Annotated in this window: 26 protein-coding genes; 11 read left to right on the forward strand and 15 right to left on the reverse strand. The window is 58.0% G+C overall.

Features of this window, described 5'->3' with window-relative positions:
• Positions 1-74 precede the first annotated feature (74 nt).
• The 7 genes from DHN12_RS14925 to DHN12_RS14955 all read left to right on the forward strand — a co-directional run bounded on the left by DHN12_RS14925 (position 75) and on the right by DHN12_RS14955 (position 8051).
• The gene (locus DHN12_RS14925; RefSeq protein WP_108860929.1) at positions 75-572 is read left to right on the forward strand and encodes a class I SAM-dependent methyltransferase; all 498 of its coding nucleotides are present in this window, start codon (positions 75-77) and stop codon (positions 570-572) included.
• 17 nt (positions 573-589) lie between these two features.
• Positions 590-1219 carry a glutathione S-transferase family protein gene (locus DHN12_RS14930; RefSeq protein ID WP_108860930.1) on the forward strand — a complete coding sequence of 210 codons (630 nt, stop codon included), beginning with the start codon at positions 590-592 and terminating at the stop codon, positions 1217-1219.
• 112 nt (positions 1220-1331) lie between these two features.
• Entirely contained in the window at positions 1332-3734 is a 2403-nt protein-coding gene (locus DHN12_RS14935) for an FAD-dependent oxidoreductase (RefSeq protein ID WP_108860931.1), read from the forward strand.
• Positions 3735-3736: 2 nt separating this feature from the next.
• Positions 3737-5287 (forward strand): trimethylamine methyltransferase family protein, encoded by a 1551-nt coding sequence (locus tag DHN12_RS14940; RefSeq protein ID WP_108860932.1) that lies wholly within the window; start codon positions 3737-3739, stop codon positions 5285-5287.
• Positions 5288-5962, forward strand: coding sequence for a TetR/AcrR family transcriptional regulator (locus tag DHN12_RS14945; protein ID WP_108860933.1), 675 nt, complete (start codon positions 5288-5290; stop codon positions 5960-5962). It begins immediately after the preceding gene.
• Positions 5959-7263 carry an FAD-binding oxidoreductase gene (locus tag DHN12_RS14950; protein WP_108860934.1) on the forward strand — a complete coding sequence of 435 codons (1305 nt, stop codon included), beginning with the start codon at positions 5959-5961 and terminating at the stop codon, positions 7261-7263. Before DHN12_RS14945 ends, DHN12_RS14950 begins: the two co-directional genes overlap by 4 nt.
• Before the next feature lie 56 nt (positions 7264-7319).
• Positions 7320-8051 (forward strand): hypothetical protein, encoded by a 732-nt coding sequence (locus DHN12_RS14955; RefSeq protein ID WP_108860935.1) that lies wholly within the window; start codon positions 7320-7322, stop codon positions 8049-8051.
• 12 nt (positions 8052-8063) lie between these two features.
• Here DHN12_RS14955 and DHN12_RS14960 read toward each other — a convergent pair whose 3' ends face one another.
• The gene (locus tag DHN12_RS14960) at positions 8064-8423 is read right to left on the reverse strand and encodes a DUF3307 domain-containing protein (RefSeq protein ID WP_373455762.1); all 360 of its coding nucleotides are present in this window, start codon (positions 8421-8423) and stop codon (positions 8064-8066) included.
• 243 nt (positions 8424-8666) lie between these two features.
• Between DHN12_RS14960 and DHN12_RS14965 the strand changes: the two genes are divergently transcribed.
• Positions 8667-11663 carry a cyclic nucleotide-binding domain-containing protein gene (locus DHN12_RS14965; RefSeq protein WP_199913516.1) on the forward strand — a complete coding sequence of 999 codons (2997 nt, stop codon included), beginning with the start codon at positions 8667-8669 and terminating at the stop codon, positions 11661-11663.
• Positions 11664-11666: 3 nt separating this feature from the next.
• Here the strand turns inward: DHN12_RS14965 and DHN12_RS14970 are convergent, their stop codons facing one another.
• From DHN12_RS14970 to DHN12_RS15010, 9 genes are all read right to left on the reverse strand, one after another.
• Complete coding sequence (locus DHN12_RS14970) at positions 11667-11957, reverse strand: helix-turn-helix transcriptional regulator (RefSeq protein ID WP_058273231.1); 291 nt, start codon at positions 11955-11957, stop codon at positions 11667-11669.
• Positions 11958-12066: 109 nt separating this feature from the next.
• Complete coding sequence (locus DHN12_RS14975; RefSeq protein WP_108860938.1) at positions 12067-13299, reverse strand: mandelate racemase/muconate lactonizing enzyme family protein; 1233 nt, start codon at positions 13297-13299, stop codon at positions 12067-12069.
• A gap of 24 nt (positions 13300-13323) precedes the next feature.
• Entirely contained in the window at positions 13324-14418 is a 1095-nt protein-coding gene (locus DHN12_RS14980) for a Zn-dependent alcohol dehydrogenase (RefSeq protein WP_108860939.1), read from the reverse strand.
• An 81-nt stretch (positions 14419-14499) separates the two neighbouring features.
• On the reverse strand, positions 14500-15699 hold the full coding sequence (locus DHN12_RS14985) for a TCR/Tet family MFS transporter (protein ID WP_058273145.1): 1200 nt from the start codon (positions 15697-15699) through the stop codon (positions 14500-14502).
• Positions 15700-15766: 67 nt separating this feature from the next.
• Positions 15767-16495 (reverse strand): alpha/beta fold hydrolase, encoded by a 729-nt coding sequence (locus DHN12_RS14990; protein WP_108860940.1) that lies wholly within the window; start codon positions 16493-16495, stop codon positions 15767-15769.
• A gap of 12 nt (positions 16496-16507) precedes the next feature.
• On the reverse strand, positions 16508-17296 hold the full coding sequence (pcaD, locus tag DHN12_RS14995) for a 3-oxoadipate enol-lactonase (protein ID WP_108860941.1): 789 nt from the start codon (positions 17294-17296) through the stop codon (positions 16508-16510).
• 59 nt (positions 17297-17355) lie between these two features.
• Positions 17356-18330: a threonine/serine dehydratase gene (locus DHN12_RS15000; RefSeq protein ID WP_108860942.1), complete on the reverse strand. Its 975-nt coding sequence runs from the start codon at positions 18328-18330 to the stop codon at positions 17356-17358.
• On the reverse strand, positions 18327-19154 hold the full coding sequence (locus DHN12_RS15005) for an alpha/beta fold hydrolase (RefSeq protein ID WP_108860943.1): 828 nt from the start codon (positions 19152-19154) through the stop codon (positions 18327-18329). Before DHN12_RS15005 ends, DHN12_RS15000 begins: the two co-directional genes overlap by 4 nt.
• Positions 19154-19840, reverse strand: a complete 687-nt coding sequence (locus DHN12_RS15010; RefSeq protein ID WP_108860944.1) for a haloacid dehalogenase type II — start codon at positions 19838-19840, stop codon at positions 19154-19156. Before DHN12_RS15010 ends, DHN12_RS15005 begins: the two co-directional genes overlap by 1 nt.
• A 128-nt stretch (positions 19841-19968) precedes the next feature.
• Between DHN12_RS15010 and DHN12_RS15015 the strand changes: the two genes are divergently transcribed.
• Positions 19969-20397 (forward strand): peptidylprolyl isomerase, encoded by a 429-nt coding sequence (locus DHN12_RS15015; RefSeq protein ID WP_108860945.1) that lies wholly within the window; start codon positions 19969-19971, stop codon positions 20395-20397.
• 18 nt (positions 20398-20415) lie between these two features.
• Here DHN12_RS15015 and DHN12_RS15020 read toward each other — a convergent pair whose 3' ends face one another.
• The 4 genes from DHN12_RS15020 to fabA are packed head-to-tail and all read right to left on the reverse strand — an operon-like array spanning position 20416 to position 23231.
• Entirely contained in the window at positions 20416-20604 is a 189-nt protein-coding gene (locus DHN12_RS15020) for a hypothetical protein (RefSeq protein ID WP_058273151.1), read from the reverse strand.
• A gap of 59 nt (positions 20605-20663) precedes the next feature.
• Positions 20664-21455 carry an enoyl-ACP reductase gene (locus DHN12_RS15025; RefSeq protein WP_108860946.1) on the reverse strand — a complete coding sequence of 264 codons (792 nt, stop codon included), beginning with the start codon at positions 21453-21455 and terminating at the stop codon, positions 20664-20666.
• Between the two features lie 5 nt (positions 21456-21460).
• The gene (gene fabB, locus DHN12_RS15030; protein ID WP_108860947.1) at positions 21461-22690 is read right to left on the reverse strand and encodes a beta-ketoacyl-ACP synthase I; all 1230 of its coding nucleotides are present in this window, start codon (positions 22688-22690) and stop codon (positions 21461-21463) included.
• A gap of 31 nt (positions 22691-22721) precedes the next feature.
• Positions 22722-23231 (reverse strand): bifunctional 3-hydroxydecanoyl-ACP dehydratase/trans-2-decenoyl-ACP isomerase, encoded by a 510-nt coding sequence (gene fabA / locus DHN12_RS15035; RefSeq protein ID WP_108860948.1) that lies wholly within the window; start codon positions 23229-23231, stop codon positions 22722-22724.
• Between the two features lie 188 nt (positions 23232-23419).
• Between fabA and irrA the strand changes: the two genes are divergently transcribed.
• Entirely contained in the window at positions 23420-23836 is a 417-nt protein-coding gene (gene irrA, locus DHN12_RS15040; RefSeq protein WP_108861040.1) for an iron response transcriptional regulator IrrA, read from the forward strand.
• 1 nt (position 23837) lies between these two features.
• Here the strand turns inward: irrA and DHN12_RS15045 are convergent, their stop codons facing one another.
• Positions 23838-24728: a LysR family transcriptional regulator gene (locus DHN12_RS15045; protein ID WP_108860949.1), complete on the reverse strand. Its 891-nt coding sequence runs from the start codon at positions 24726-24728 to the stop codon at positions 23838-23840.
• An 86-nt stretch (positions 24729-24814) separates the two neighbouring features.
• On the opposite strand from DHN12_RS15045, the gene DHN12_RS15050 reads away from it, so the two are divergent.
• Positions 24815-25612 (forward strand): phytanoyl-CoA dioxygenase family protein, encoded by a 798-nt coding sequence (locus DHN12_RS15050; RefSeq protein ID WP_108860950.1) that lies wholly within the window; start codon positions 24815-24817, stop codon positions 25610-25612.
• Positions 25613-25625: the final 13 nt, after the last annotated feature.

A 25625-nucleotide genomic window follows, 5' to 3' on the forward strand; every position in this document is an offset into this window, starting at 1 on the left:
CCTTGAGGATTTGTCATCACATGCGGTGTCGGCCCCAAATCACGAGCTGACTGATATCAAGGAGAGATTTCCCCGTGACCGACAACCAAAGCCGCTTGGATCTGTTCATCGACCGCATGGTGTCCCAACGGACCTGTCTGGATTTTGCCATCGCTCAGACCAAAGGGATGCCAGGACCGGTGTTCGAACTGGGGTTGGGCAATGGGCGCACCTATCATCACATGGTGCAGTATATTTCAGGTCGACCTGTCTATGTATTCGAGCGCGCCGTGGCGTCGCATCCGGATTCCACGCCGCCCGAAGATCGGGTGATCTTGGGGGATGTGCGTGAAACACTACCGGCCTCGGTGGATCGGTTCGGAGCCACAGCCAGTCTGATCCACGCGGATCTGGGTGGCCACAACCGCAAAAAGAACGACGACTTCGCCAGATTTGTCTCACCATTGATCGAGCCGCTATTAGCCGAGGGTGGTTTGATGGTGTCCAGCGACCGGATGTATTTCGATACCTTGACCGAAGTGTCCCTTCCTGAAGGGGCCGTCGAGGGGCGCTGTTTCATTTATCGCCGCTGACAGGGTGGGAGAACCTGATGCTTTTTTATGATTGTTCCACGGCCCCCAACCCACGGCGCGCGCGCATGTTCATTGCCGAAAAGGGTTTGGATATCGAAACCCGAGAAATCTCGATCGGCAAAGGTGAACAACTCAGTGACGACTTTCGCGCGGTGAACCCCAATACAACGGTTCCGGTGCTGGTGACGGATGAGGGCAGCGCGCTAACTGAGAATCTAGGGATCGCCGCCTATCTTGAGGCGCGGTTTCCTGAGCCACCTTTGATGGGCCGAACTCCGGATGAAAAGGGGCAGGTTCTGATGTGGAACAGCATTGTCGAACAGCGGGGCGGCGCGCCTGTAGCCGAGGCGTTGCGGAATACACATCCAGCCTTTGCTGACAGGGCAATTCCGGGTCCGGTGAATCACGCGCAAATCCCGGAACTGGCGCAGCGCGGTTCAACTCGCGTTGACCATTTCTTTTCGCTTCTGGAACAGCGACTGAGCGAAAGCGCGTTTATCGCAGGTTCAGATTTCACTCTGGCTGACATTTCCACCTTTGTCTTCGTTGACTTTGCCCGCGTGATCAAAAAGCGAATTCCGCAAGAAAACACAGCCACTTTAGCGTGGTTTGATAAGATCGCTTCCCGTCCCAGCGCACAACTTTGAAAACTGCCGCACCAAGGCGGTTTCTTGGTAGGCGCAGAACTGTACAGAAATGTCTAGACAGATGTGAACAGTGCCTCTAGCGTCCCTCGTGAGACATGCAGGGGAGCGCAGGATGAATTCTCAGTATCGCGTTGTGGTCATCGGGGGCGGCGTCGTGGGCGCCTCGGTTCTGTATCATCTGGCCAAGTTTGGCTGGACAGATGTGGTTATGCTGGAACGGCGGCGGCTGGCGTCCGGCTCGTCCTGGCATGCGGCTGGCGGCATTCACGCTCTGAATGCGGACCCAAACATGGCGTCCTTGCAGGCGTATACAATCGACCTGCTCAGCGAGATCGAAAAGGAATCGGGTCAGAATATCGGCTTGCACATGACCGGTGGCCTGACGTTGGCCGGAACGCCCGAACGGTGGGAATGGCTGCAGGCGAATTACCGCATCTTCCAGTCTATCGGCATTGATGACTGCGAATTGCTGAGCCCGGAGGAGGCGCAGAGGCGTTGCCCAATCATGTCCACCGACGGCGTTTTGGGGGCCATGTGGGCGGACCGCGAGGGCTATATCGATACAACCGGCACGGTGCAGGCTTATGCGACGGCTGCCAAAAAACGCGGTGCTGAGTATTATGAGGAAACCAAGGTCGAGGAGCTAATCCAGACCGATGATGGCTGGCAGGTCATCACCGACAAGGGCACGATCACTTGTGAACACGTGGTTAACGCCGCTGGCCTTTGGGCCAAGCAAGTAGGGCGTATGGCGGGGGTAGAGTTGCCAGTGTCTCCTCTGAAACACCACTACCTGATCACCGACACAGTCCCCGAGGTCGCTGAAGCCGAATTCGAAATGCCGATGACGGTGGACCTCGAGGGGTTCACCTATATGCGGCAAGATCAGAAAGGCGTTCTGGTCGGAATTTATGAAATCGATCACGAACACTGGGCCATGGACGGTGCGCCATGGAATTATGGTGAGGAGCTGTTTCAGGAACAACTCGACCGGATCGAGAATGAGCTGACGCTTGGCTTTGAGCGCTATCCGTCGATCCAGAACGTAGGCATCAAGACATGGGTAAACGGTGCTTTCACCTTCGCGCCTGACGGAAACCCGCTGGTCGGCCCGGTTCCCGGCAAGCGTGGCTATTGGTCGGCCTGCGCGGTCATGGCAGGCTTTCTGCAGGGCGGAGGCGTCGGCAAGACGCTGGCTGAATGGATGATCCATGGCGAGCCCGAGGCGGATGCCTGGCCGATGGACGTGGCGCGCTTTGGCGATTTTGCGCAGAACAAGCGGTATATCCGTGAAACCACGGGCCAGTTTTATTCCCGCCGATTTGTAATGACCTACCCGAACGAGCAACTGCCCGCGGGGCGGCCGCTAAAAATGGCCCCAGCGCATGACGCGATGACGGATGCGGGTTGCAAATGGGGCATCAGCTGGGATCTTGAAGTGCCGCTGTATTTTGCACGGAAAGGGTTCGAGGAAACACCGACGCTCAAGCGGTCGAATGCGCACGATATCGTAGCTGACGAATGCAAGGTAATCCGCGAAGGCGTCGGCTTGATGGATATCTCGGGATTCTCCCGGTTTGAGGTGAGTGGCCCAAATGCTGAGGTTTGGCTGGACAAAGTCATGGCCTCAAAACTGCCCGCGCCAGGTCGGGCGAAGCTGGCGCCGATGTTGGGTGAGAACGGGCGGCTCAAAGGAGATCTTACGGTGCTCAACTGGGGCGACGGAACCTGGTGGATCATGGGCAGCTACTACTTGCGGGCGTGGCACATGCGCTGGTTTGACGATCACATGATCGACGGCGTTAATGTCCGGGATCTGGGCGAGGAATATTGCGGGTTTGCGGTGGTTGGTCCCAAGTCGCAAGCCGTGGTCGAAAAGTTGGCTGAACAGGACATCTCGGGTCTGAAATTCATGGGCTGTGGAGATTTTGACATCGGGTTGGTCCGCGCGCGCGTCGCCCGCATGTCGGTGACCGGCGAGAAAGGGTATGAGATCAACTGCCGCTACGGTGACCACATCAAGCTGCGCCGTATGTTGCTGGAGGCCGGTGCCGAAGAGGGCATTCGCGAGTGCGGTTTCAACGCGATGCTGTCAACGCGGCTTGAAAAGAGTTTTGGCATCTGGTCGGCAGAGTTCACGCAGCTTTACACGCCGGGAATGTCAGGCATGGATCGATGGATCGATTGGGACAAGAATTTTGTCGGCAAAGAGGCCGCTGTGGCCGAGCGCGACGGAAACGGTCCGGCGCAGATACAGGTGACACTGGAAGTGGACGCCGATGACGCGGACGCAAGCGGTTACGAACCCGTTTGGGCGGGCGGTGAGCGCGTGGGCTTTGTAACGTCGGGAGGGTACGGGCACTACACTGGGAAGTCACTGGCAATGGCGTTGGTCAACCGCGACAAGGCCGCGCCCGGAACAGAGCTTTCGGTCCACGTGGTTGGTGTTGAGAGGCCCGCGCGGGTAGTCGCGCCTTCACCTTACGACCCGCAGGGCAAAGCGATGAGGGGCTAAGCATGATCGGACAAACATCCGAACGCGGGCGACGACGGCGCGGGCGAAGCGCCGAGGCCGCTCCTGCGCCCAGTCGGGACGTGAATTATCGCCAGTTGAAGAATCCCTTCCCATTGATGGAGGTGTTCCCGGCTGACCAGATTGCAAATATGCACGAAACGGCCTTGCGAACACTTCAGGAGTTGGGCGTCAAATGCCTGCTTCCGGAAGCCCGGCGTCTCTTTGCGAAAGCGGGCGCGCGGGTGGATGAAGATACCGAGATGGTCTTCATCGGCCGCGACATTGTTGAAGCCGCCGTCGCATCAGCACCAAAGTCGATAGCGTGCCATGCAGGCGCGCGACACAGAGACTTCACCCTTGAGCTAGGTAGTCTGGTGTTTCAACCGGGGGCAGGGGCACCGAACGCGACAGATCTTGAACGCGGCCGCCGTCCCGCCACAGGGCAGGATTATCTGGAGTTCCTAAAGCTGACGCATCATTTTGATGTGTTCCAGATGATCTCGCCTCAGGTCGAGCCTCAGGACGTGCCGACCCATCTGCGCCACTATTTCACGACGAAGGCGCAGATGGAGCTGACCGACAAGTTCCCGTTTTTCTTCTCTCGCGGAACGCCGCAGGTGATGGATTGCTTTGAAATGCTATCCATCGCACGGGGGCTGTCGGACGATGAGTTTCAGGCGGGCGCACATTGCTACACGATCATCAATACGAACAGCCCGCGCACGCTGGACATACCGATGGCGCAAGGGCTGATAGATTTCGCCCGCAATGGACAGATGTCGATCATCACGCCGTTTACTCTGATGGGCGCGATGGCCCCTATTACTGTGGCCGGGGCGATTACGCTGTCGCATGCCGAGGCGCTGGCGGCGCTGACGCTGACACAGCTGACCAAGCCGGGTGCGCCGGTGTGTTATGGCACGTTCACCAGCAACGTGGATATGAAATCGGGTGCGCCCGCATTTGGAACACCCTCACATTTCCAGGCTTCGCTTGCCGCAGGTCAATTGGCCCGGCATCTGGGCCTACCTTGGCGGTCGGCTGCCGGATCAGCGTCGAACATCAACGATGTTCAAGCAGCGAATGAAAACCAGTTTGGTCTTTGGGGCTGTCTGATGGCAGGAGCGACAGTAATCATTCACTCGGCCGGTTGGCTGGAGGGTGGCTTGACCGTTTCTTTTGAGAAAATGATCTGTGACGCCGAGGTCCTGAACATGGTGGCCGAGCTTTGTGCAGGGGCGCAGGCAGGTACAGCCGAGATCGGTTTCGACACCGCCCTGAGTGAAGTTGAACCCAGCGGGCACTTCTTTGCCTCAAGCCAGACGATGGAGCGGTACAACACCGAATTCTATGAACCGCATTTGCACGATTATGCAAATTTCGGAACCTGGACAGAGCGCGGATCGATGGATGCAAATCGTCGCGCGACCGCGGTTTGGAAGAGTATTCTGTCTGACTTCAAAGCGCCTTCATGTGACAGCGACCGCATGGGTGCCTTGCACGAGTTTGTTGCGCGCCGCACCGCTGCGGGCGGCGCTCCGCCGGAGAGTTGAATGAGTACCAAGCCCATCCTGCACAGGGACGACCCCGAAGCCGAGCCTTTGGTCGGCAATATCAAGGTCACGCGTGACGACTGGCTGAACGTGGCTATGGATGTCCTGATCTCGGACGGTGTGGACCAAATCAAGGTCCTGAACCTGGCTGAACGAATGGCCGTGTCGCGGTCGTCCTTCTATTGGTATTTCAAATCCCGGCAAGAGCTTTTGGACGCCCTGCTGGCGCGCTGGCATGCGACGAATACAGCGGCTTTGGTCGCGCAGGCCAAGGCCCCGGCGGATACGATAACCGCAGCCGTTTGCAACGTGCATCGTTGCGTGGTGAATACTGAACTGTTCGATACCGCGTTGGATTTTGCCGTCCGGGATTGGGCGCGCAAGTCGGGGAAAGTACGCCGGGCGCTTGATCAATCGGATGCGCGCAGGCTCGAAGCGCTTCACGCCATGTTCGCGCGGTACGGCTATTCCGAGGTCGAAGCCGAAACGCGTGCCCGCGTGCTGTATTATATGCAAATCGGTTATGATCTGGCGCAGCTGAACGAGCCAATGTCCACGCGGATCGCAATGGTTCCGCATTACCTTTATGTCTTCACCGGGGTTGAGCCCAAGCCCGAAGAAGTCGAAGAATTCAGCGCCTATTCAATGCGCTATTGGAAGGGAGAAGCCTCATGAGTCAACCTGACGCAATCATCATCGGAACAGGTGTGATCGGCGCAGCCATCGCCTTTGAAATGGCCAAAGCAGGCTGGAAAACCTTGTCGCTGGACCGAAACAGTCAGGTTGGCCACGGTTCGACCGCGGGGTCATGTGCTATTATTCGGATGCACTATTCGACCTTCGATGGAACGGCGTTTGCGTGGGAAGGTTACCACTATTGGCGCGATTGGGCGGACTACCTCGGCCTGCCCGAGGATGCTAATCTGGCGCAATTCCGCGAGACCGGCTGTCTGGTGATGAAGACCGATGCCAATGGCTTGCTTGAAAAGCACATGAAAAACAGCGCCGATCTGGATTGCCCGTTCGAAGAATGGTCATCAGATAAAGTCGGTGAGCGCCTGCCGATCTACTCGCAGGACAGTTTCGCGCCGGCGCGCCGGATGGATGATCCGGAATTCGGGCACCCGAACGGGCGCAAGATGCAGGGCGGCGTGTTCTGGCCGCAGGCGGGATATGTCACGGACCCGGCTTTGTCCGCGCAGAACTTGATGGATGCTGCCAAGCTGCATGGCGCAGAAGTGCGCACTGGTGCCGAAGTGGTCGAGATATTGTCCAGCGACGGTCGGGTTTCGGGTGTTAAACTTGTCTCGGGCGAAGAAATCCACGCAAAAGTCGTCGTGAACGTCGCGGGCCCCGGCTCAGCGATCATCAACAAGATGGCGGGTGTCCTGGATGATATGACGATCGAAACCCGCCCGTTGCGGCAAGAGGTTGTGCACGTCCCCGCACCCGAGGGGTTTGATTTCGAAAACGACGGAACGATTGTCTCGGACAGCGATATTGCCTGCTACTGTCGACCCGAGCACGGCAACCACATTCTGATTGGCTCGGAAGATCCGGAATGTGACCCGCATCAGTGGTGTGAGGATGATGTGGATTACAACCACGATTTCACCGACCAGTGGACAACGCAGGCCATGCGATACGCGCAGCGCGTCCCAAGTCTTGGCATCCCGTCCAAAACGCGCGGAGTTGTGGACCTGTATGACGCATCCACAGACTGGATTCCGATATATGACAAATCCAGCCTGCCGGGGTTCTACATGGCCTGCGGGACCAGTGGGAACCAGTACAAGAACGCGCCGATCGCAGGCAAGATGATGACGGCCCTGATCGCGTATTGTGAAGGCGGCGCGGATCACGATGCGCAGCCGCTGCGATATGAACTTCCCTATATCGGGCGGAGCATTGATGTCGGGTTCTATTCCCGCAAGCGCCCGATCAACGAAGAAAGCAGTTTTTCTGTACTGGGGTAGTTAAAGAAAAAAATCGCCCTATCCTTGCGGGGAACTGGAAAAGGGCAGGGCCCAGAATGGCCGAACCGACGCATCGCGTTTTGATACTTGGAAGTGCACCGGCCGCCGCTGCAGCTCGGGAGTGGTCGAGGGATCCGTTTAACCACATCGTTGCAATCAACAACGCCTGGCGTATCCGCGACGATTGGGATTTCCTCATCCATCCTGAGGACTTCCCTATCTGCAATCGTCCGGACGAACTGGTCCGCAGCCAAAGCATCGTCGAGGCGGATGAATACGTTCCGCATCAAAACAAGTTTGGCGGATTTGTTTATGCCGGTGGCACGATGGCGTTTACGGCTGGTTACTGGGCCTTGGCCGCGCTTCAGCCGGCCGTCTTGGCCTTTTTTGGCTGTGACATGATTTACCCGAATTCCGGCAAGACCCATTTTTACGGCAAAGGAGCAGCCGACCCTTTGCGCGCTGATGTGACGCTGCGATCGCTCGAGGCAAAATCCGCCCGGTTGGCTTTGTTCGGTGCCGCGCAGAACTGCCGCGTGGTTCGACTGTCGCAGGGTGAAAGCCGGCTGGTCTTTCCTTCGGTGACGACTGACACCCTAATGTCTGACAGGCTGCTTTCGACAAAGGGTATGCAAGCGGCACTGCAGGCAGAGGCACAGTTGAATTACTTCGTTTCGTCTGGTCGCTATTGGGAGGAAGAAGAACGTTTCGACGCCGCTAGAATCGACCAATTGGATCGAATGTGGCTAGACGCGTATTGTCCGCAATCCCTGGAAAATGTCGCCTGAAGCAATCGCTGATCAGGTCGCGAATTCAGCCCAGGCCCAAACCATGGCGATGTATGTCAGGTTGTGCAGGCACTGGTCCAGACCCGCAGCCCGCCAAAACGCGGCTTGCGTCGGCATCAGTTGTTTTTTGTCCGAATAGCTGGCTTTGGCGAAATCAATATTGAAGTGAACAACCCATTCCAGTGCAGCAATGATCAAAATAAACGACCACGGCGCGCCAAAAATCAAAAAGACAATCACTGACCCGATGACATGCACGCCCGCATGCTGCGCACGGCCCACGTGAAAATACTCACCGCGCCCTGCCAACATTTTCGGAGTCTGGAGAAAAAAATCCGCAAACATATGTTTGATCTGCAACAAGCAGAGCATCAATAGCACTGCGCCTATACTGGCAGTCAAATGAGTCCTCCCGATATCGTCCCAGACAGAGTCTAGGCACTAATCTGTGGTTGCGCAAATGAACTTGTTCACACTCGGCAATTAACTGATCAAATTGGAAACTATTTGCCTCTTTTGGCTGGACTAAGGTAAATTCAGAGTGTTGGGTTTACGACACTTTCGTCAAGATCGTTTCAGTGATCCTTAGTAGGGGCAGGTTCCATAGAACGTTCAATTTTCCAGTTTATTTGGAAATACTCGAAACGCGACCAGTTGATTCTGCTGGCCGTGACCTCGACGTTGTTTCCACTACTTTATCTGACGCTCGAATTGCCCAAACGCATCATCAACGATGCGATTGGCGCGGCCAGCCCGGTTGTAGATGTCTGGGGTCATAGCCTACCTCAGACGACATTCCTCATCATTCTGTGTATCGCGTTTCTGATCGCGGTGCTGGCGCATGGCCTGATGAAAATGCGCATCAACACAATGAAAGGCGTGCTGAGCGAGCGTATGTTGCGCCGGTTCCGGTACGTGCTGATCAGCCGCGCGTTGCGTTTCCCGCAACCCTATTTCGAACGCGTCAGCCAAGGTGAGCTGGTGTCGATGGTCACCGCCGAAAGCGAGCCGATGGGCGGGCTCATGGGGGACGCGATCAGCCAACCGGTTTTGCAGGCGGGTCAGATGATCACCATCCTGTCCTTCCTTTTTCTGCAAAGCTTCTGGTTTGGGCTGGCGGCAGTCGCGCTGATCCCTCTGCAAGCCTGGCTGATTCCGAAACTGCAGCGTCAGATCAACCTTCTGAACAAAAAACGCATTCAGGAGGTTCGCCTGCTGGCCGCCCAAATCGGCGAGAACGCGGCGGGCGCGTCTACGTTGCGTGCCAATGGTGGGTGGCGATACCGCCGGGCGATGGTGTCTGAGCAGCTGGGGCGCCTTTTTGGTATCCGGTTCGAGATCTACCAGAAGAAGTTCTTTATGAAATTCATAAACAACTTCATCTCGCAGATGACACCGTTCCTGTTCTATTTGGTTGGCGGTCTTCTGGTCCTGCAGGGGTCGGTTTCGCTTGGTGCGCTGGTTGCGGCCCTGGCTGCGTATAAGGATCTCAGCTCACCGTGGAAGGAACTGCTGACCTATTATAACCAGACACAGGACATGTCGCTGCGCTGGGACGTGGTGACGGAACGGTTTGCACCTTCCGGAATGCATGACGAAAAACTGTTCGATGGCGAACCCGAGGCCACGCCAAGGCTGAACGGTGACATCGTGCTCGACCATGTCTCGGTCCGCGATATGGACGGTAACCAGGTTCTGGATGATTTGGACCTGTCCTTTCCCAGCGGGAAAATCATCGGGATCGCGGCCCCCAGCGAAGAAGATCGCCGCGCTATGGCAGAGTTGCTGACGCGGGAAATTCTGCCCAGCTCGGGCCGGGTTCGGATCGGTGAAATCCGTTTGTCAGAGCTGCATCAAAGCGTTGTGGCCGCCCGTATTGGGTATGCTTCGTCACGACCCGTAATGTTCCAGGGTACGCTGGGCGACAACGTCATGATGCCGATGCGGTTCAAGCCACAGACATCCGAAACAAACGACCCCGGATATGATGAGACGTTGCGGGCCGGCAATAGCCCGGACCCCTTCAAGGCAAACTGGCTGGACCCGGCGACTGCGGGATTAGACAGCGCTGAAGAGGTGCGCGACTGGTGGTTGAAACTGATTGACGGGATGGGGTCGGGCGCGGCGCTGTTCCTGCGCGGGGCTGAGCAGGTGTTTGATGCGGCCGAACACCCAGAGTTGGCCGAAAAACTGGTCGAGTTGCGGCCTTTGGTTCAGGAAGCAGTGAAAAGCTCGGGTCTGGACCAGCAGGCGCTGATCTTTGATCGCGACAGCTATAACTCCGCTTTGCCTGTTGCCGAGAACCTGTTGTTCGCGACGCCCAAGGTGCCAGTCACACAAGAGCTTTTGGCTCAGCAGACGGTGTTTCTGGGACAGTTACGTGAATTTGGTCTGGACGAAACTCTGGTCAGCCTGACACGCGATGTGATTGAAATGCTGCGCCAGATTTTTGGCCTGGACGGCACCGATCACCCGCTGTTTCGCAAACTGGGACTAGAGGCCCAAACGTACGAGGCTGCGGTCGAGCTTGTCGAAAAGACCCGGAACGAGGGCGTATCGGGGCTGAAAGATGAACAGTTGGCAAACCTGCTGGCCGTTCCGTTTGTGATTTCGGCGGAACAGATCGGACCAGCCTTCACCGACGACCTCAAGGACCGCATTCTTGAGCTGCGACATAGCCATTCCGAAAAGCTGCTGGAGCGGTTGCTGGATGTATTTGTGCCCTTGGACAAATCAAAATTCGCGCCCGGATTGACAGTTCTGGAGAACGCTCTGTTTGGAAAGGTCAGTCAGATTGGCGGCGCCCGTTCGGACGAGGCGCGCAAACTGATCGTGGATGTATTGAACGAAAACGGTGCGCGCCCGCTGGTGGTCGAGCTGATCTATGACGTCCCGGTGGCGCTTGGCGGTCAAAACCTGCCAGCGGTTTTTGCTGAACCTCTGTCCTTTACGCGCGCGACGATCAAGAAACCGGATATTCTGATCCTTGAGGACGCATTGGCCAGTTATGACATGGCCTCGAAAGTGGCCGTGTACAAAAATCTACGCGCTCTGCTGCCGGATACCACGGTGATCTACCTGAACGACCAGTTCGAAAACCCGAGCGTGTTCGACATGTATGTGGAAATCAGGCAAGGTCGGGTTGTCTCGGATGAAGGACCTGCGGACGTGGAAGAAGACAGTGCTGCCTCGGCTGACCTTTCGCGCAAGCTGCGCGCGCTGGAACAGACACCGCTGTTTTCCGGGCTGGACCGCCGGCAGCTGCGCCTGCTGGCCTTTGGTGCGCGCTGGTTCGATGCCAAAGCAGGAGAGGTCGTGTTCCTCAAAGACGATCAGCCAACCGATGGCGCCTATGTGGTGCTGGACGGGGAAGCCGGGTTGTACCTTCCGCAAACCGACGGAGTGGATCAGTTGATTGCCACGGTCGGCCCCGGTGCCCTGGTCGGAGAGTTGGGCCTGATCCGCAAGGAACCTCGGGCGCTGAGCATGATCGCCGAAACGGAACTGTCGTGCCTGCGTATTGGTGAAGAAGAATTCCTGGCCGTGGTCGAAAACGACGCCGCAACCGCGTTCAAACTGTTGCAAGTGATCGCGGGCTATGTATCGAACTAAGCGTTATTCGCTGTCGGGGCTGCAGAACATATCGTAAAGAACAGCGATCACCTGCGCCGCGCCGTCGTTGTTCAGCGAGTAATAGATGGACTTTCCGTCCCTGCGCGTTGCAACAATGTTTTCAGCGCGTAGGCGCGCCAGCATCTGACTGACTGCAGCCTGACGGATACGCAACAAGGCCTCCAACTCACCCACGGATTTTTCGCCGTCGGCCAGATGGCACAAGATCATCAACCGACCCTCATGCGCGAGCGTTTTCAGAAACGCAGAGGCCCGAGCCGCGCTTTCTTTCATTTCAGATAGCGCAGCTTCGGTTTGTTCGGTTTGGTCGTCTTCGAGTGTCACGCGTGGCCTGTTTAACACCTATGGGTTGGGTCAATGTGCCCCAAGACCTATTGGGTTGTCACCCCTCGGTTGCAGGGGCACCACCTTGAAAGGCGTTTCCGTTCACGTAATCACAGGGCTCTTCCTGCATCTGCAGATGCAGGCCATCACCGTTAAAGGGGTGCGCCCGGGCAAGATCTTCGTTCACCTCGATGCCAAGGCCGGGTGCGGTCGGCGCAGGGACAAATCCGGCCTCAACCTGCAATGATCTTTTGATGAGTTGATCGTGAAACGGCGTGTCTATGGTCTCAAGCAGCAGCAGGTTTGGGATGGATGCGGCCAAATGGATATTGGCGGCCCATTCAATCGGACCGGCGTACAGGTGCGGGGCCATCTGGGCGTTGAAGACCTCGGCGATGGCGGCCACTTTCTTCATTTCCCAAATGCCGCCGGCACGCCCCAGCGCGGGTTGCAGGATCTCCGCCGCCCCAGCCCGCAAAACGGCAGAGAATTCGGCCTTGGTCGTCATCCGTTCACCGGTTGCGACCGGGGTCCGAACGTTTCGCGCGACGCGGGCCATGTCTTCGATCATGTCCGGAGGTGTCGGTTCTTCGAACCAAAGCGGTGAATAGGGTTCAAGCGCCTGACCCAACCGGATTGCGCCCGCGGTGTTGAATTGCCCGTGGGTGCCAAACAGCAGATCGGCTTTGTCACCCACGGCCTCTCGGATTGCTTTGCAGAACGCAACAGACATCGAGATATCGGACATCGCAGGCATGTGCCCGCCCCGAACAGTGTAAGGCCCGGCGGGGTCGAACTTGACGGCTGTGAACCCGCGCCGGACCATTTCGGCGGCACATTCGCCCGCTTGTTCAGGCGACGTCCAGAAATCGTTCAGATTATGTTGGGGCAGGGGATACAGATAGGTGTAGGCCCTTATGCGTTCGTTCACCAATCCGCCCAGCAAGGCGTAGACCGGCCGATCGCGATCTTTACCCAGAATATCCCAACACGCGATTTCCAGTCCGGAAAAGGCGCCCATGACCGTCAGATCGGGCCGCTGAGTAAACCCGCTGGAGTATGCTCGGCGGAACATCAGCTCAACGTTTTCGGGGTTCTCGCCCAGCATGTGCCGTTCAAACACGTCCCGAATGACATGGCGCATCGCCTCGGGGCCAACCGAGGATGCATAGCATTCCCCCCAGCCCGTGATCCCAGTATCGGTCGTGACTTTGACCAGAATCCAATACCGCCCGCCCCATCCGGGCGCAGGAGGGGCGGTGACAATGATATCGAGGTCTTGCAGTTTCATCAGGTGGTCTCCTACCCTGCCGGGTTAATCCCTGTCGAAAACGATCACGTTACGCTTGGCGGATCCGGTTTTGGTGTCCTCGATCGCTTCGTTGATCTGCGACAGCGACCATCGGCCCGAAATCAGTTCATCCAGTTTCAGGCGTCCCTGATCATAAAGGTCGATCATCCACGGAATATCCCGCTGAATGACAACATCGCCCATTTTTGATCCGATCAAACCCTGACCCAGCGCGGCCAGAACCACCGGCTCGTAGCTTGCCATATCCCCGGAGTGCGGCATCCCGATCATTACCGCCTTACCACCCGGACCCAAATAACGAGGGGCCTGATCGTAGGCAGGAATCGCGCCGACGGTGATCAACACGGCATCTGCACCGCGACCTCCAAGCGCCTTGTAGGCGGCCTTCCAGGGGGCTTTCTGATCGGCCAAAACGCCGTGGGTCGCGCCGAATTCCTTGGCAATGGTCAGCTTTTCTTCGGTCATGTCCACGGCCACAATACGACGTGCACCGGCGATGCGGGCGCCCTGAATTGCGTTCAGCCCGACACCTCCGGCACCGATCACCACCACATCCTGTCCGGGCCGCAGCCCGGCGGCGTTGACGGCGGCGCCGACGCCCGTGATCACGCCGCAGGACAGCAGGCTGGCGACGTCTTTGGGCATCGACTGTGGTATTTTGACAATCTGCCGGTGGCTGACCACAACCTTCTCTGCAAAAGCTCCGCAGGCCATTGCCTGCTCCAGTGGTCCGCCATCTGCTGTGCGCAACGGCCCGTTGACTTTGTCATAAGGCGTTTCGCAGACAGTTGGATTCCCTCCCGCGCAAGAGGGGCACGAGCCACATGCCCGGATCAGGGTAACGACAACCGGGTTCCCAACCTGAAATTCACCTGCCGAGTCGCCGACCGCAGTGATAATGCCCGCTGCTTCGTGCCCGTAGACGGCAGGAAGATGCCCGCCCCATGCACCACCGGAAAATGAAATGTCCGAATGGCAAATTGCCACTGCATCCAGTGTCACTTCGACCTCATCTGACTTGGGCGGTGCGATCTGAATATCTTCGATGACCAGAGGTTCACCGAACGCCCGGCAAACGGCGGCTTTGATGGTTTGCATGCTGTCCCTCTCTCACTTTGCGCTACGGTGGCGCGCTTATGGGGACGCTGCAAGGCGGAATCCGTCAAAGGGATGTCGTAGTTATGCCATGACCCCACGTGAACGGGAAAACACAAGAAGACAGATCACCATCATGACGAATGCCAAGAGGAATGGTGCGCCCGGCAAGTAGATCGCCGCGTCGGGTTTGATGAACTGGGCGAACACGCTGGTCATGAGCAAAGGTGCGATGACCATCGACAAAGCGTGCAAGGATGTCAGCACCCCCTGCAGTTCACCCTGTTGCGAATCGGGCGTCTTACGCGACATCAAGGCCTGCAGGGCAGGGGTCACAACCGCTCCGATCGCGGTGATCGGGATCAGCATCAGGGCAATGATCCCATTGGTCAGAAAGGCCAGAAGAAAAAAGCTAAACAGTTCGAACCCCATGCCGTAGATGATTGTGACGCGTTCCCCCAAATACTTGGTTGCGGGACGGATCAGGCCGCCCTGAACGGCCGCCATGCCAATCCCGTAGACGCCCAGTGACAGGCCGATCATTTGTGGAGACCAGCCGAACCGTTCGGTTGTGAAATACGCCCAAATTGCCGGGTAGACATAGATCGAGATGGAGTACAGGAGATAGACCCACAGCATCGGCCGGATCCCGGGCAACGCGGCAATCGCGCGCAACGAGTTCACTGGGTTTGCCCGCCTCAGGCTGAAGGCCCGGCGCGTCTTGTCGGTGACCGTCTCGGGCATGACACATACACCGATGACGAAGGCCAGTGCAGACAAACCCGCCGCAGCCCAAAATGGTGCACGTGTGCCATATTCGCTCAGCAGCCCACCTAGTACCGGGCCAAAGACAAACCCGACGCCAAACGCTGCGCCCAATAGACCAAAGTTTGCGGCCTTTTCGTGGGGTTTCGACACATCCGCCATGAAGGCCGCCGCCGTTGCATGCGTGGCCGCTGTAATGCCTCCGACGATGCGCCCGGCCAACAGTAACCAGATGCTGCCCGCAAGCGCCATAACAACATAGTCCAGTGACATGACGAAAAGCGAGACCAGCAATACCACCCGTCGCCCGTAAGCATCCGAAAGGTTACCCAGAACTGGTCCGAACACAAACTGCATGGCGGCAAACGCGGTGCTGAGGATGCCACCCCAGATCGCAGCTGTCGCCAACGTGCCGCCCTGAACCTCGACGATCAGTTCCGGCATGATAGGCAGGACAAGGCCGATGCCCATGGCGTCGATCATGACCGTGAGAAGGACGAAGAAAAAGGGAAGACGCATTTGAACCGCGAGGATGAGGATTTGGGCGGACCTTACCCGCAGAAAATGAAGGTTGGAAGGGACACGCTCAGACTTGTGATCTAGGCAGGTCCCTTGCGATTTTGTCCAACAATTCAGCTAGTTTTTGCGGTTGTGCAAAGAACGGGGAATGCGACGTGTCAATCGTATGACGCATCGCCTCAGGAGCGTCGCGGCTCATTTGTTCCTGGTATTCGGTCGGGATCGTCCGGTCACCGGTTGTCCGGATATATGCCTTGGGAACCCGGTCGAAATTGCCGGTCAGGGGCAGGGGGGTGTCCTGTGGTGCGATGGCTTGCGGGCACAAGCGCGCAAACGCGAATGGCACGGTTTCGGGTGGGCAGTCGTGGTAAAACAGGTCATGCACCTTGCTTGGTGTAACCGTATACGAGAGGCCGTCCGTTGATTTTTCGATCGCATCATGGATTGTCTGCCGGGGCGATAGTTTGCGCATTTCCACCATCGAAAGGCCATCCTGGGGAACATAGGCGGCAAGAAAAACAAGGGCGCGCATAGCATCCGGCTCCGCCTCTGCTGCGGCACTGATCGGGTAGCCACCCCAGGAATGACCGACAATGATCGTATTGGGCGAGGTCGCATCCAAAATTGTGTCGCGACAGCTGTCCAACGTCACATCGGCAACGGGTGTCGGATCCGAGCCGTGGCTGGGCAGATCAATGGCGCGGACCTCGTGCCCCAGCGCTTCCAACGCTGGGATAAGATCGCGCCAACACCAGGCACCGTGGCAGGACCCATGGACTAATAGAAGATCGGCCAAACCAAGGCTCCTTCAAACATGTCCGATTTCGGTCAGAAAGCTGTGCAGCAATGCCGCGTATTCTGCCGGTTGTTCCACGCAAGGCAAGTGCCCAGCGCGTCGCATCAGCTCGAACCGAGAGCCGGGGATCAGGTCAACGGTTTCCCGCACAAGATCCGGTGGGGTCGATCCGTCTTCGCTGCCGGCGATGCCGAGTGTCGGTAGACGCAGGCCGCTGGTGGGGGTGTAGAAGTCCGTACCTGAGATTGCCGCGCAGCAGCCCAGATAGCCATCAACCGGCTGTCGCACCATCATGTTTCGCCACAACAGATGTTCGGGCGACGCGCGGAACGCCTTTGAGAACCAGCGTTCCATGGTCGCATCGGCCAGGGCCTCGATCCCACCTTTTCGTACAGCGTCCATACGGTCCTGCCAGATCGAAGGGATGCCGATTTTGGCCGCTGTATTGGACAGCACCAGCGCACGAACCTGCTCCAGACGTTTGACGGCCAGCCCTTGTCCGATCAGCCCGCCGATCGAAAGGCCGACAAAAACGCAATCGCGCACCTCCAGAAAGTCAAGCAGATCTTCCGTATCGCGCACGAGGGCGCCCATCGAATAAGGCGCCGGGGGTTGAGAGGACAGGCCGTGCCCTCGCTTATCAAAACGGATGATGCGCAGCCCGGCAGGCAGGTGCGGCAGCAAATCGTCCCACAGCCGCAGGTCGGTTCCCAGAGAATTGGCAAACACAATTGGCGCGCCGCCTGGATCACCATCAACCCGATAGTGGATTTGAACGTTTCCAATGTCTGCGATCTGCACGACTCAATCCCCTGGCGTCATACGCCCAAATGTCAGGTTGCCCCAGCCTAAACGACTTGTCAGGTCAGGTATTCCAGCGCTTTTCCAAAGACTTCGGGGTCGGCGTTGCCGCCCGATGCTACCACGATCACTGCATCGCCTTCGATTTCGTCCGCGCGATACAGGGCCGAGGCAAGCGACACCGCTCCGCCCGGTTCCAGCACGATCTTGAGGCGCAAAAACGCCTGCGCCATGGCGCGAAGCGCGTCTTCCTCGGACACCGACAGGCCTGGGCCGCACAGCCGGTTCAGGATCGGAAAGGTAATCTGGCCCGGTTGCGGCGTCAGGATTGCATCGCAGATATTGCCCGATGCGGCGTTGTTGCTTTGAATATGCCCGGTTGCCAAAGACCGTTTGACGTCGTCGAACCCCTGGGGCTCGCACGGGCGGGCGCGCAGCCCCGGTGCGTGGCCTTCCAGCGCCAGCGCAATACCTGAGGTCAACCCGCCGCCGCCGCAGCACACCAGAACATCCGCCTTCTCGATACCCAAATCGGCCGTCTGTCGCGCCAGTTCCAGCCCGACGGTGCCTTGACCTGCGATGACCAAAGGTTCGTCGTAAGGCCGGATCAGTGTTAGGCCACGTTGAGACGCCAGCGCCTCGCCAATCTCTTCACGGCTTTCGTTCGCTCGGTCGTACAAGACTACCTCACCCCTCAGCGCGCGGGTGTTGTTGATCTTTAGCTGCGGTGCGTCAGCGGGCATGACGATGACCGACGAAATCCCGTGCTGTGCGGCCGCATAGGCCACGCCCTGCGCATGATTGCCCGAGGAATAGGCGATGACACCGCGCTGCCGGTCCGCGTTACCAAGGGCCGATATGGCCGACCAGGCCCCGCGAAACTTGAAGCTGCCGGTGTGTTGCAGACACTCGGGTTTCACCAGCACGTGGCGGCCAGCGATGTCATCCAGAAACGGGGATGTCAGAATCGGCGTCTCGCGAACATGCCCTTTGAGTCGCTCGGCGGCGGCCTCGATCATTTCAAGTGTGCTCATGAGGTGACCAGTACCTTGCGAATGAGTTCAATCGACTGTGGTTCGTCCAGAAATGGCGGGTGACCACGGTCAGGTATTTCTGCCGATATAAGATCGGGATATCGATTGTGCATTTCAATCAGCGTGTCTTTGCCCAGAACGTCCGAATTCTCGCCGCGCAGGACGCCTGTCGGAATGCCCTGCAGCGCGTCAAAGAGCGGCCATAGGTCGGGGGCAGGCCCAGCACTGGCCTGTTCCAGAAGCGCTGTGCGCAGCGTGGGGTCATAGCTGAGTGTCAGTCCATCAGCCGTTTCATCGAACTGGAATTCAGCCTGCTGCCGCCAACGCTCAAGTGGCTCACCGGGAAACTGAGGTTCCATGACGTGTTGCAGCGCGCGCGCCGCCAGATCGTAAGTCTTGGACACGGGCTGTTTGCCGACATATTCCATGATCTTGGTGATGCCCGATGGTTCCAGCACCGGGCCGACATCGTTCAGGACAACACTCAATAGCCGTTCGTGATGGCTAGCGGCAAGCGCCATGGCGATCAGCCCTCCACGAGACGTCCCGACGACGTTCACGCGGTCCAGGCCAAGATGGTCCAACAATTCGGTCGCGTCCTGAGATTCGCGAAGGACGTTGTAGTTCAAGAAATCCGGGTCATGGTCCGAGCGACCGCGCCCGCGGTAATCCATCGCGATCATCCGCATATCGCCCAGATGCGGCGCGAGGAACGAAAAATCCTTGCTGTTGCGGGTTAACCCGGCAAGGCAAAGTACAGGCGTACCAGATCCAGAATCCTCAAAGTAAAGACGTCTGTCATCAGAAGTTGTGAAAAAAGCCATTAAAGCCCAGCGAGTTGCGGAATAGTCGTCAGGTCGGACAGTACATGCGCAGGCTTCCATGGCAAGCGGTCCATCGGTTCCCCGGCGCGATTGACCCAGGCGGTTACAAAGCCATACCCGCTGGCACCAGCCGCGTCCCAGCCGTTTGAACTGACGAACAGCACCTCGTCGCGGGCACAGCGGAAACGCTCTGGCACAAGGTCGTAGACACGCGAGTCCGGTTTGAACACGCCGACGCTTTCCACCGACAACACATTGTCCAAAACCTCTCCGATACCCGCAGACTGGACCGCGCCGTCCAGCATCGGTGGTGAGCCGTTCGACAAAATCGCTGTTTGCAATCCACCCGATTTCAATGCGCGCAGCATTTCCGGAACTTCCGGGTAAGCCTGCAATTCCCAGTAGAGATCCAGCAACCGCTGCCGCAGGGTGGCGTCGCCGTGCAGCTCAGTCGCCTCAAGCGCCCAGTCGAGTCCATCCTGAGTGACATCCCAGAAATCCGCGTGCGCGTCCGTGACCGCGCGCAGCCAAGTGTATTGCAGCTGTTTCAGGCGCCAATGATTGGCTAGTTCGGGCCACTTTTGTTGCAGTTTCTCAAAGCCCGGTTCTCCGGCTGCTTGCCGCGCGGCGGCGGCCACATCAAACAGCGTTCCATACGCATCGAAAATGCAGGTTGTGATTGGCATCCGGTCCCCTCCTGATCGTCCGGCGCAGGTTTGCACAACAATAACGGGCATGAAAGAGGGTGGGGTTTACAATGTCGTGTGACCTCCTAGGCTTGGCCGCTAAACCCCAAAAGAGGCCGGAGACCAATATGACCGAAATCAAACAAGGCGACACGGTTCGCATCCACTACACAGGAACGCAGTTGGACGGAAACGTCTTTGACAGTTCCGAAGGACGTGACCCGCTGGAATTCGTCGTTGGTACGGGCCAGATTATCCCGGGTTTGGATTCGGCGATGCCGGGTTTGAACATTGGCGACAAAAAACGGGTCGAGATCGCCTGCGTGGAAGCCTATGGCCCGATCAACCCCGCGGCGCGCCAGCAAATCCCGCGCGAAGGCATTCCGGACGATATTCCGCTGGATCCCGGCACCCAATTGCAGATGCAAACGCCGGACGGACAGGCCGTTCCGGTAACGGTGGTAGAGGTCGACGAAGCAACCGTCACGCTGGATGCCAACCATCCATTGGCCGGTCAGGATCTGATATTTGATATCGAGGTCGTTTCGATCAACTGACCTAGGAAACGAGTCGGATCAGCCTGTTATGAGGCTGATCCAGGCTTTGACGGTTTCCCGCATCTGCGGCTGTGTGAAAAACACAAACAACAATAGGGTGGTCAGCGCCAATAACGCGACAATGCCACGCGTGCCCAGAAATCCGGATCTGCGGCGCGACCGGATGCTGCGAGTGTTGCTGGAAAGGATATGTTCGGCTTTGCTCATGCCGATATCCCTGCCCGTGAAAGATGGTGAAATCTTGGCACCGGCAGGGAAAGATCGGGTCACATGTGATCAGGTTGCGGCATGCCCAGAACGTGGAAGCCGCCATCGACGCGAATGATCTCACCCGACGTGCATGCTCCCGCATCTGAAGTGAGGTAAACGGCCGTGCCGCCAACAGCCTCGAGCGTTGCGTTTGAGCGCATGGGCGCGTTCTGATCACAGAACTTGTAAGTCTTGCGGGCACCGCCGATTGCGGCACCTGCCAGCGTCTTCATCGGGCCGGGCGAGATCGCATTGACGCGAATGCCTTCCGGGCCCAGATCGTTGGCCAGATAGCGGGTCGCCGATTCCAGCGCAGCCTTGGCCACACCCATGACGTTATAGTTCGGCACAACCTTGTTCGATCCCTGATACGTCAGGGTCAGCAGCGTGCCGCCATTCTCTTGCATCAGGGGATAGGCGCGGCGCGCGACCTCGATGAAGGAATACGCCGACACGTCCAGCGAGTGCTTGAAGTTGGCACGCGTGGTGTTCAGAAAGCGTCCCGTCAGTTCGGATTTGTCTGAATAGGCGATCGCATGAACCACGAAGTCGATGGTGGGCCAGCGCGCGCCAAGCTCTTCGAATGCGCGATCCAGCGAGGCGTCATCCGTGACGTCCGCGTCCACCATGAAATCACTGCCCAGGCTTTGGGCCAAAGGCTCAAGACGTTTACCGAACGCTTCGCCCTGATATGTGAATGCCAGTTCAGCACCGGCTTCATGCATGGCTTTGGCAATGCCCCACGCGATCGAGCGGTCATTGGCCACGCCCATGATCAGGCCGCGTTTACCTTTTAGAAGATCCGACATTACATTCACCCGTTATACTTCGACAGGATCATGGACCCGTTGGTGCCGCCAAAGCCGAAGCTGTTGGTCATCACACTGTCCAATCCTGCGTTTTCAACTACTTGAGTTGCAATTTCACCGGGCAAGATGCCTTCGGCAAGCGTGTCGACATTGATCGACGGCGTAATAAAATCATTGTCCAGCATCAGCAGGCAGAAGATCGTCTCAAGCGCGCCTGCCGCACCCTGTGCGTGTCCGGTCATCGACTTGGTCGATGAGATCGGTGGCACATTGCCTTTACCAAAGATGCGGCGCACGGCTTCAACTTCGCCAACGTCTCCAACCGGGGTCGAGGTGCCATGGGCGTTGATATAGCCGACTTTGCGCCCTTCGGGCATGGTCGACAGAGCCAGACGCATCGCGCGCTCGCCACCTTCACCGGACGGGGCCACCATGTCGTGGCCATCCGATGTGGCCGCATATCCGGTCACTTCGGCATAAATCTTTGCGCCGCGGGCCAGCGCGTGCTCCAGATCCTCTAGAACGACGATCCCGCCGCCGCCCGAGATGACGAAGCCATCACGGTCCCGGTCAAACGCACGCGACGCTTTGTCCGGCGTGTCATTGTATTTGGATGACATCGCACCCATTGCGTCGAACAGGCAGGACAGTGTCCAGTCCAGCTCTTCTCCGCCGCCAGCGAACATGATGTCCTGCTTGCCCAGCATGATCTGTTCGGCCGCGTTACCAATGCAATGCAGCGAGGTCGAGCAGGCCGAGGTGATCGAGTAATTGATGCCCTTGATCTTGAACGCGGTCGCAAGGTTGGCCGAGATCGTCGAACACATGCATTTTGGCACGGCGAAGGGGCCGATGCGCTTGGTCGCACCGGTTTTTAGAACAGTCTGATGCGCCGTCAGCATTGCGCTGGTCGACGGACCACCGGAACCGGCCACCAATCCGGTGCGCGGGTTCACGACCTGGTCTTCTGTCAGGCCCGCGTCGGCGATTGCCTGGTTCATGGCGATATGTGCGTATGCTGCACCAGGACCCATGAAGCGAAGGGTACGCTTGTCTACATGCTCAGCCGGATCAATCTTGAGCGTACCGGCGATTTGGCTGCGAAAGCCGTGTTCGACCATCTGCTCGTTGGCCTCGATGCCGGACTTTCCGGCCTTGAGAGAGGCCATTACTTCCTGGGCATTGTTCCCGATGGAGGACACGACCCCCAAACCGGTGACAACTACTCGACGCATGTGCGTGCTCCTTATTTCGGGCCGGTCAGGCTCAGGCTTCGGACAGAACGACTTTCATGTCTTTGACATCGTAAATCATTTCACCGTCCGCTTCGACGATACCATCCGCCACACCCATGGTCAGACGGCGGGTCTGGATCGCTTTTTTGAAGTCGATCTTGTAGGTCAGCATCTTGCGGTCAGGGCGGACCATGCCGGTCAGCTTGACCTCCCCGACGCCTACGGCCATGCCGCGTCCCTGCCAGCCACGCCAGCCCAGGTTGAAACCGGTCAGCTGCCATAGGCCGTCCAGTCCCAGACAACCGGGCATGATCGGGTTGCCGGGGAAGTGGCAATCAAAGAACCACAGGTCAGGGGTGATGTCGAATTCGGCCAATATGTGGCCTTTGCCATGCGCGCCACCATCGGCCGAGACGTCGGTGATCCGATCCATCATCAGCATCGGTGGGGCAGGCAACTGCGCATTGCCCGTGCCGAATAATTCGCCACGCGCGCATTTCAGCAGATCGTCCTTGTCAAAGCTGCTCGGGAATTGGGCCATTCTGCCGCCTCTCCTGCCAGGGGTCCGTTCGTTATATCTGGCCTCGTCTAGCACCCGTATGCAAGGGCCTGCAAGAGCAGCACGTCACATCCTGTTGTACGGACGACATTCTTTGCGAATGAATTTCATTTGAAATTACCCGAGCAGAGCACTTATATATGGGTCAGCAACAATTGGGTATCGCACCGATGACACCTCAGAGCCAGAACAGAGCCACGGATTGGCTGGTCGACGCCGGGCTGCGCCCGACGCGTCAGCGCGTGGCGCTGGCTGAACTTCTGGTCGGCGACGGACGTCACCGGCATGTTACGGCTGAAAGCCTGTTCGAAGCGGCCAAAAAGAATGGGGACACCGTATCTCTGGCGACGGTCTACAACACGCTGCGCGCGTTTTGTGAGGCCGGAGTTCTGCAGGAGATCACGGTTGATGGTTCGAAAAGCTATTTCGATACCAATACGCACGATCATCCGCATTTTTTCTGGGAAGACGAAAGCCGCCTGAGCGATGCGCCGTCGGACCAGTTGGTAATTCAACGCCTGCCCGAAGCGCCCGAGGGCGTTGAGATCGCGTCGGTCGACGTGGTGATCCGTCTGCGGAAAAAGTAACTCAGACTAAAAACTCTATCAGAATCTGTTCCGCCTGCGCGATGTGCGGCTCTGTAGGGCCGGTGCCGTGGCGAGCCAGAACCACAGGTTCCGCAGCGATGTCATCTAGGATTCGGCGACTGACCAGGGGCATTCCGTCATAGCTGAGGTCCGAGGGCGGGGTGGCATAGCTGATCGCAACCCCCTCGTGATGAGCGGCAAGACTGCGCTGGATTTCCAGCGTTGCCGCCCGGTGTGCCACTGACGGTCGCAATCCGATCTGCCGAAACAGTCCAAGCACGTGCTGTGATGAGAGGCCTTCGTTTGACAGGATCAGCGGATAGGCGGCCAGCTCGCTCAGCGAAACAGACGGCGCGCGTACCAATGGGTGATCCGGGGCCATGATGGCGTTTGGCCTGCTGGGGAAAAGGGTCTGCTGTTGAAATCCGGCATCCATGCTCAGGCCGTATGTCAGCGCCAAATCTATGCGCCCGTCGATCAGGCCGGTTATCAGCCCTTCGAACCCGTCCACCTTGTACGAAACGGTCAAATCCGGCAGTGCCACGCGCAGCGGGCGCAGCGCCTTGGCCAGCAAAAAAGGGGCCAAATCCACGAAACACCCCAATCGCAACTGTGCTCTGGTTGCACTGACCTGATCCGCTTTCTCAAGCCGGGCTGCATTGGTCAGCAAGTTTTCTGCGTCTTCGATGAATCTGCGCCCTTGCGGGGTCAGCGCCAGCGCGGCCCCGCGTTTTCGCGAAAATAACGGATGGCCAAGATGCGATTCGACGCGCGTCAGAGCGGTGGACAGCGCCGGTTGTGACACGTTCAGCTGTTGCGCGGCGGCAGACAAGCTGCCGAAGCGGCCGATAGCACAGACATATTCGTATTGGCGAAGTGAAATATATAACATGAAATTAAACCTACCTTAGAAAGATATTATTTGAACAGAGGGGTCATCCATGTGCAGATCGTCGTACCACCGGCACGGAGACAGACATGACGCACCCCTTGGTTACTCACGAAATGATCGACACCTATCAACGGGACGGCGTGGTCCTGATTAAAGGGCTATTTGCCGATCACGTTGAGGCCCTCCGCGAAGGGGTGGCAGCGAATATGGCGGATCCCGGACCTTATGCATCCGAGAACAAGAAAGAAGGCCAGACGGGTCGTTTTTTCGACGATTATTGCAACTGGTCGCGCATTGAACAATTTCAGACGGTCATTCACGAATCTCCGGCGGCAGAAGTCGCGGCAGAATTGATGCAGTCGGATACTGTTCAGATGTTCCACGACCACGTTTTGGTCAAAGAGCCCGGAACCTCGATGGCGACGCCGTGGCATCAGGATGGGCCCTATTACTTTGTTGAAGGGCAGCAAACGATCAGCTTTTGGTCGCCGCTTGATCCGGTCACGCAAGCCACACTGCGCTGTGTGGCAGGCTCGCATCGGTGGGAGAAAGAGGTCTTGCCGACCCGCTGGGTTTCGGAAGATGGGTTCTTTCCCGACGGAGGCCAGTACATCCCGGCCCCGGACCCGGATGCCGAAGGGATGCGGGTTGTCGAGTTCGAGATGGAGTCGGGCGACGCGGTTGCCTTCAACTACCGAACGCTTCACGGTGCGCGAGGAAATCAATCCGACAGCCGGCGCCGCGCGTTTTCACTGCGTCTGGTTGGTGACGATGCGCGATATGTCGAGCGGCCCGGCCGGACATCGCCGCCGTTTCCGGGGCATGACATGGTTCCGGGCCAGCGCTTGCGCGAGGATTGGTTTCCGATGTTGCTGCGGCGGTGATCAGACACCGGAC

The sequence above is a fragment of the Ruegeria sp. Alg231-54 genome (assembly GCF_900143525.1).
GTDB lineage: Bacteria > Pseudomonadota > Alphaproteobacteria > Rhodobacterales > Rhodobacteraceae > Ruegeria.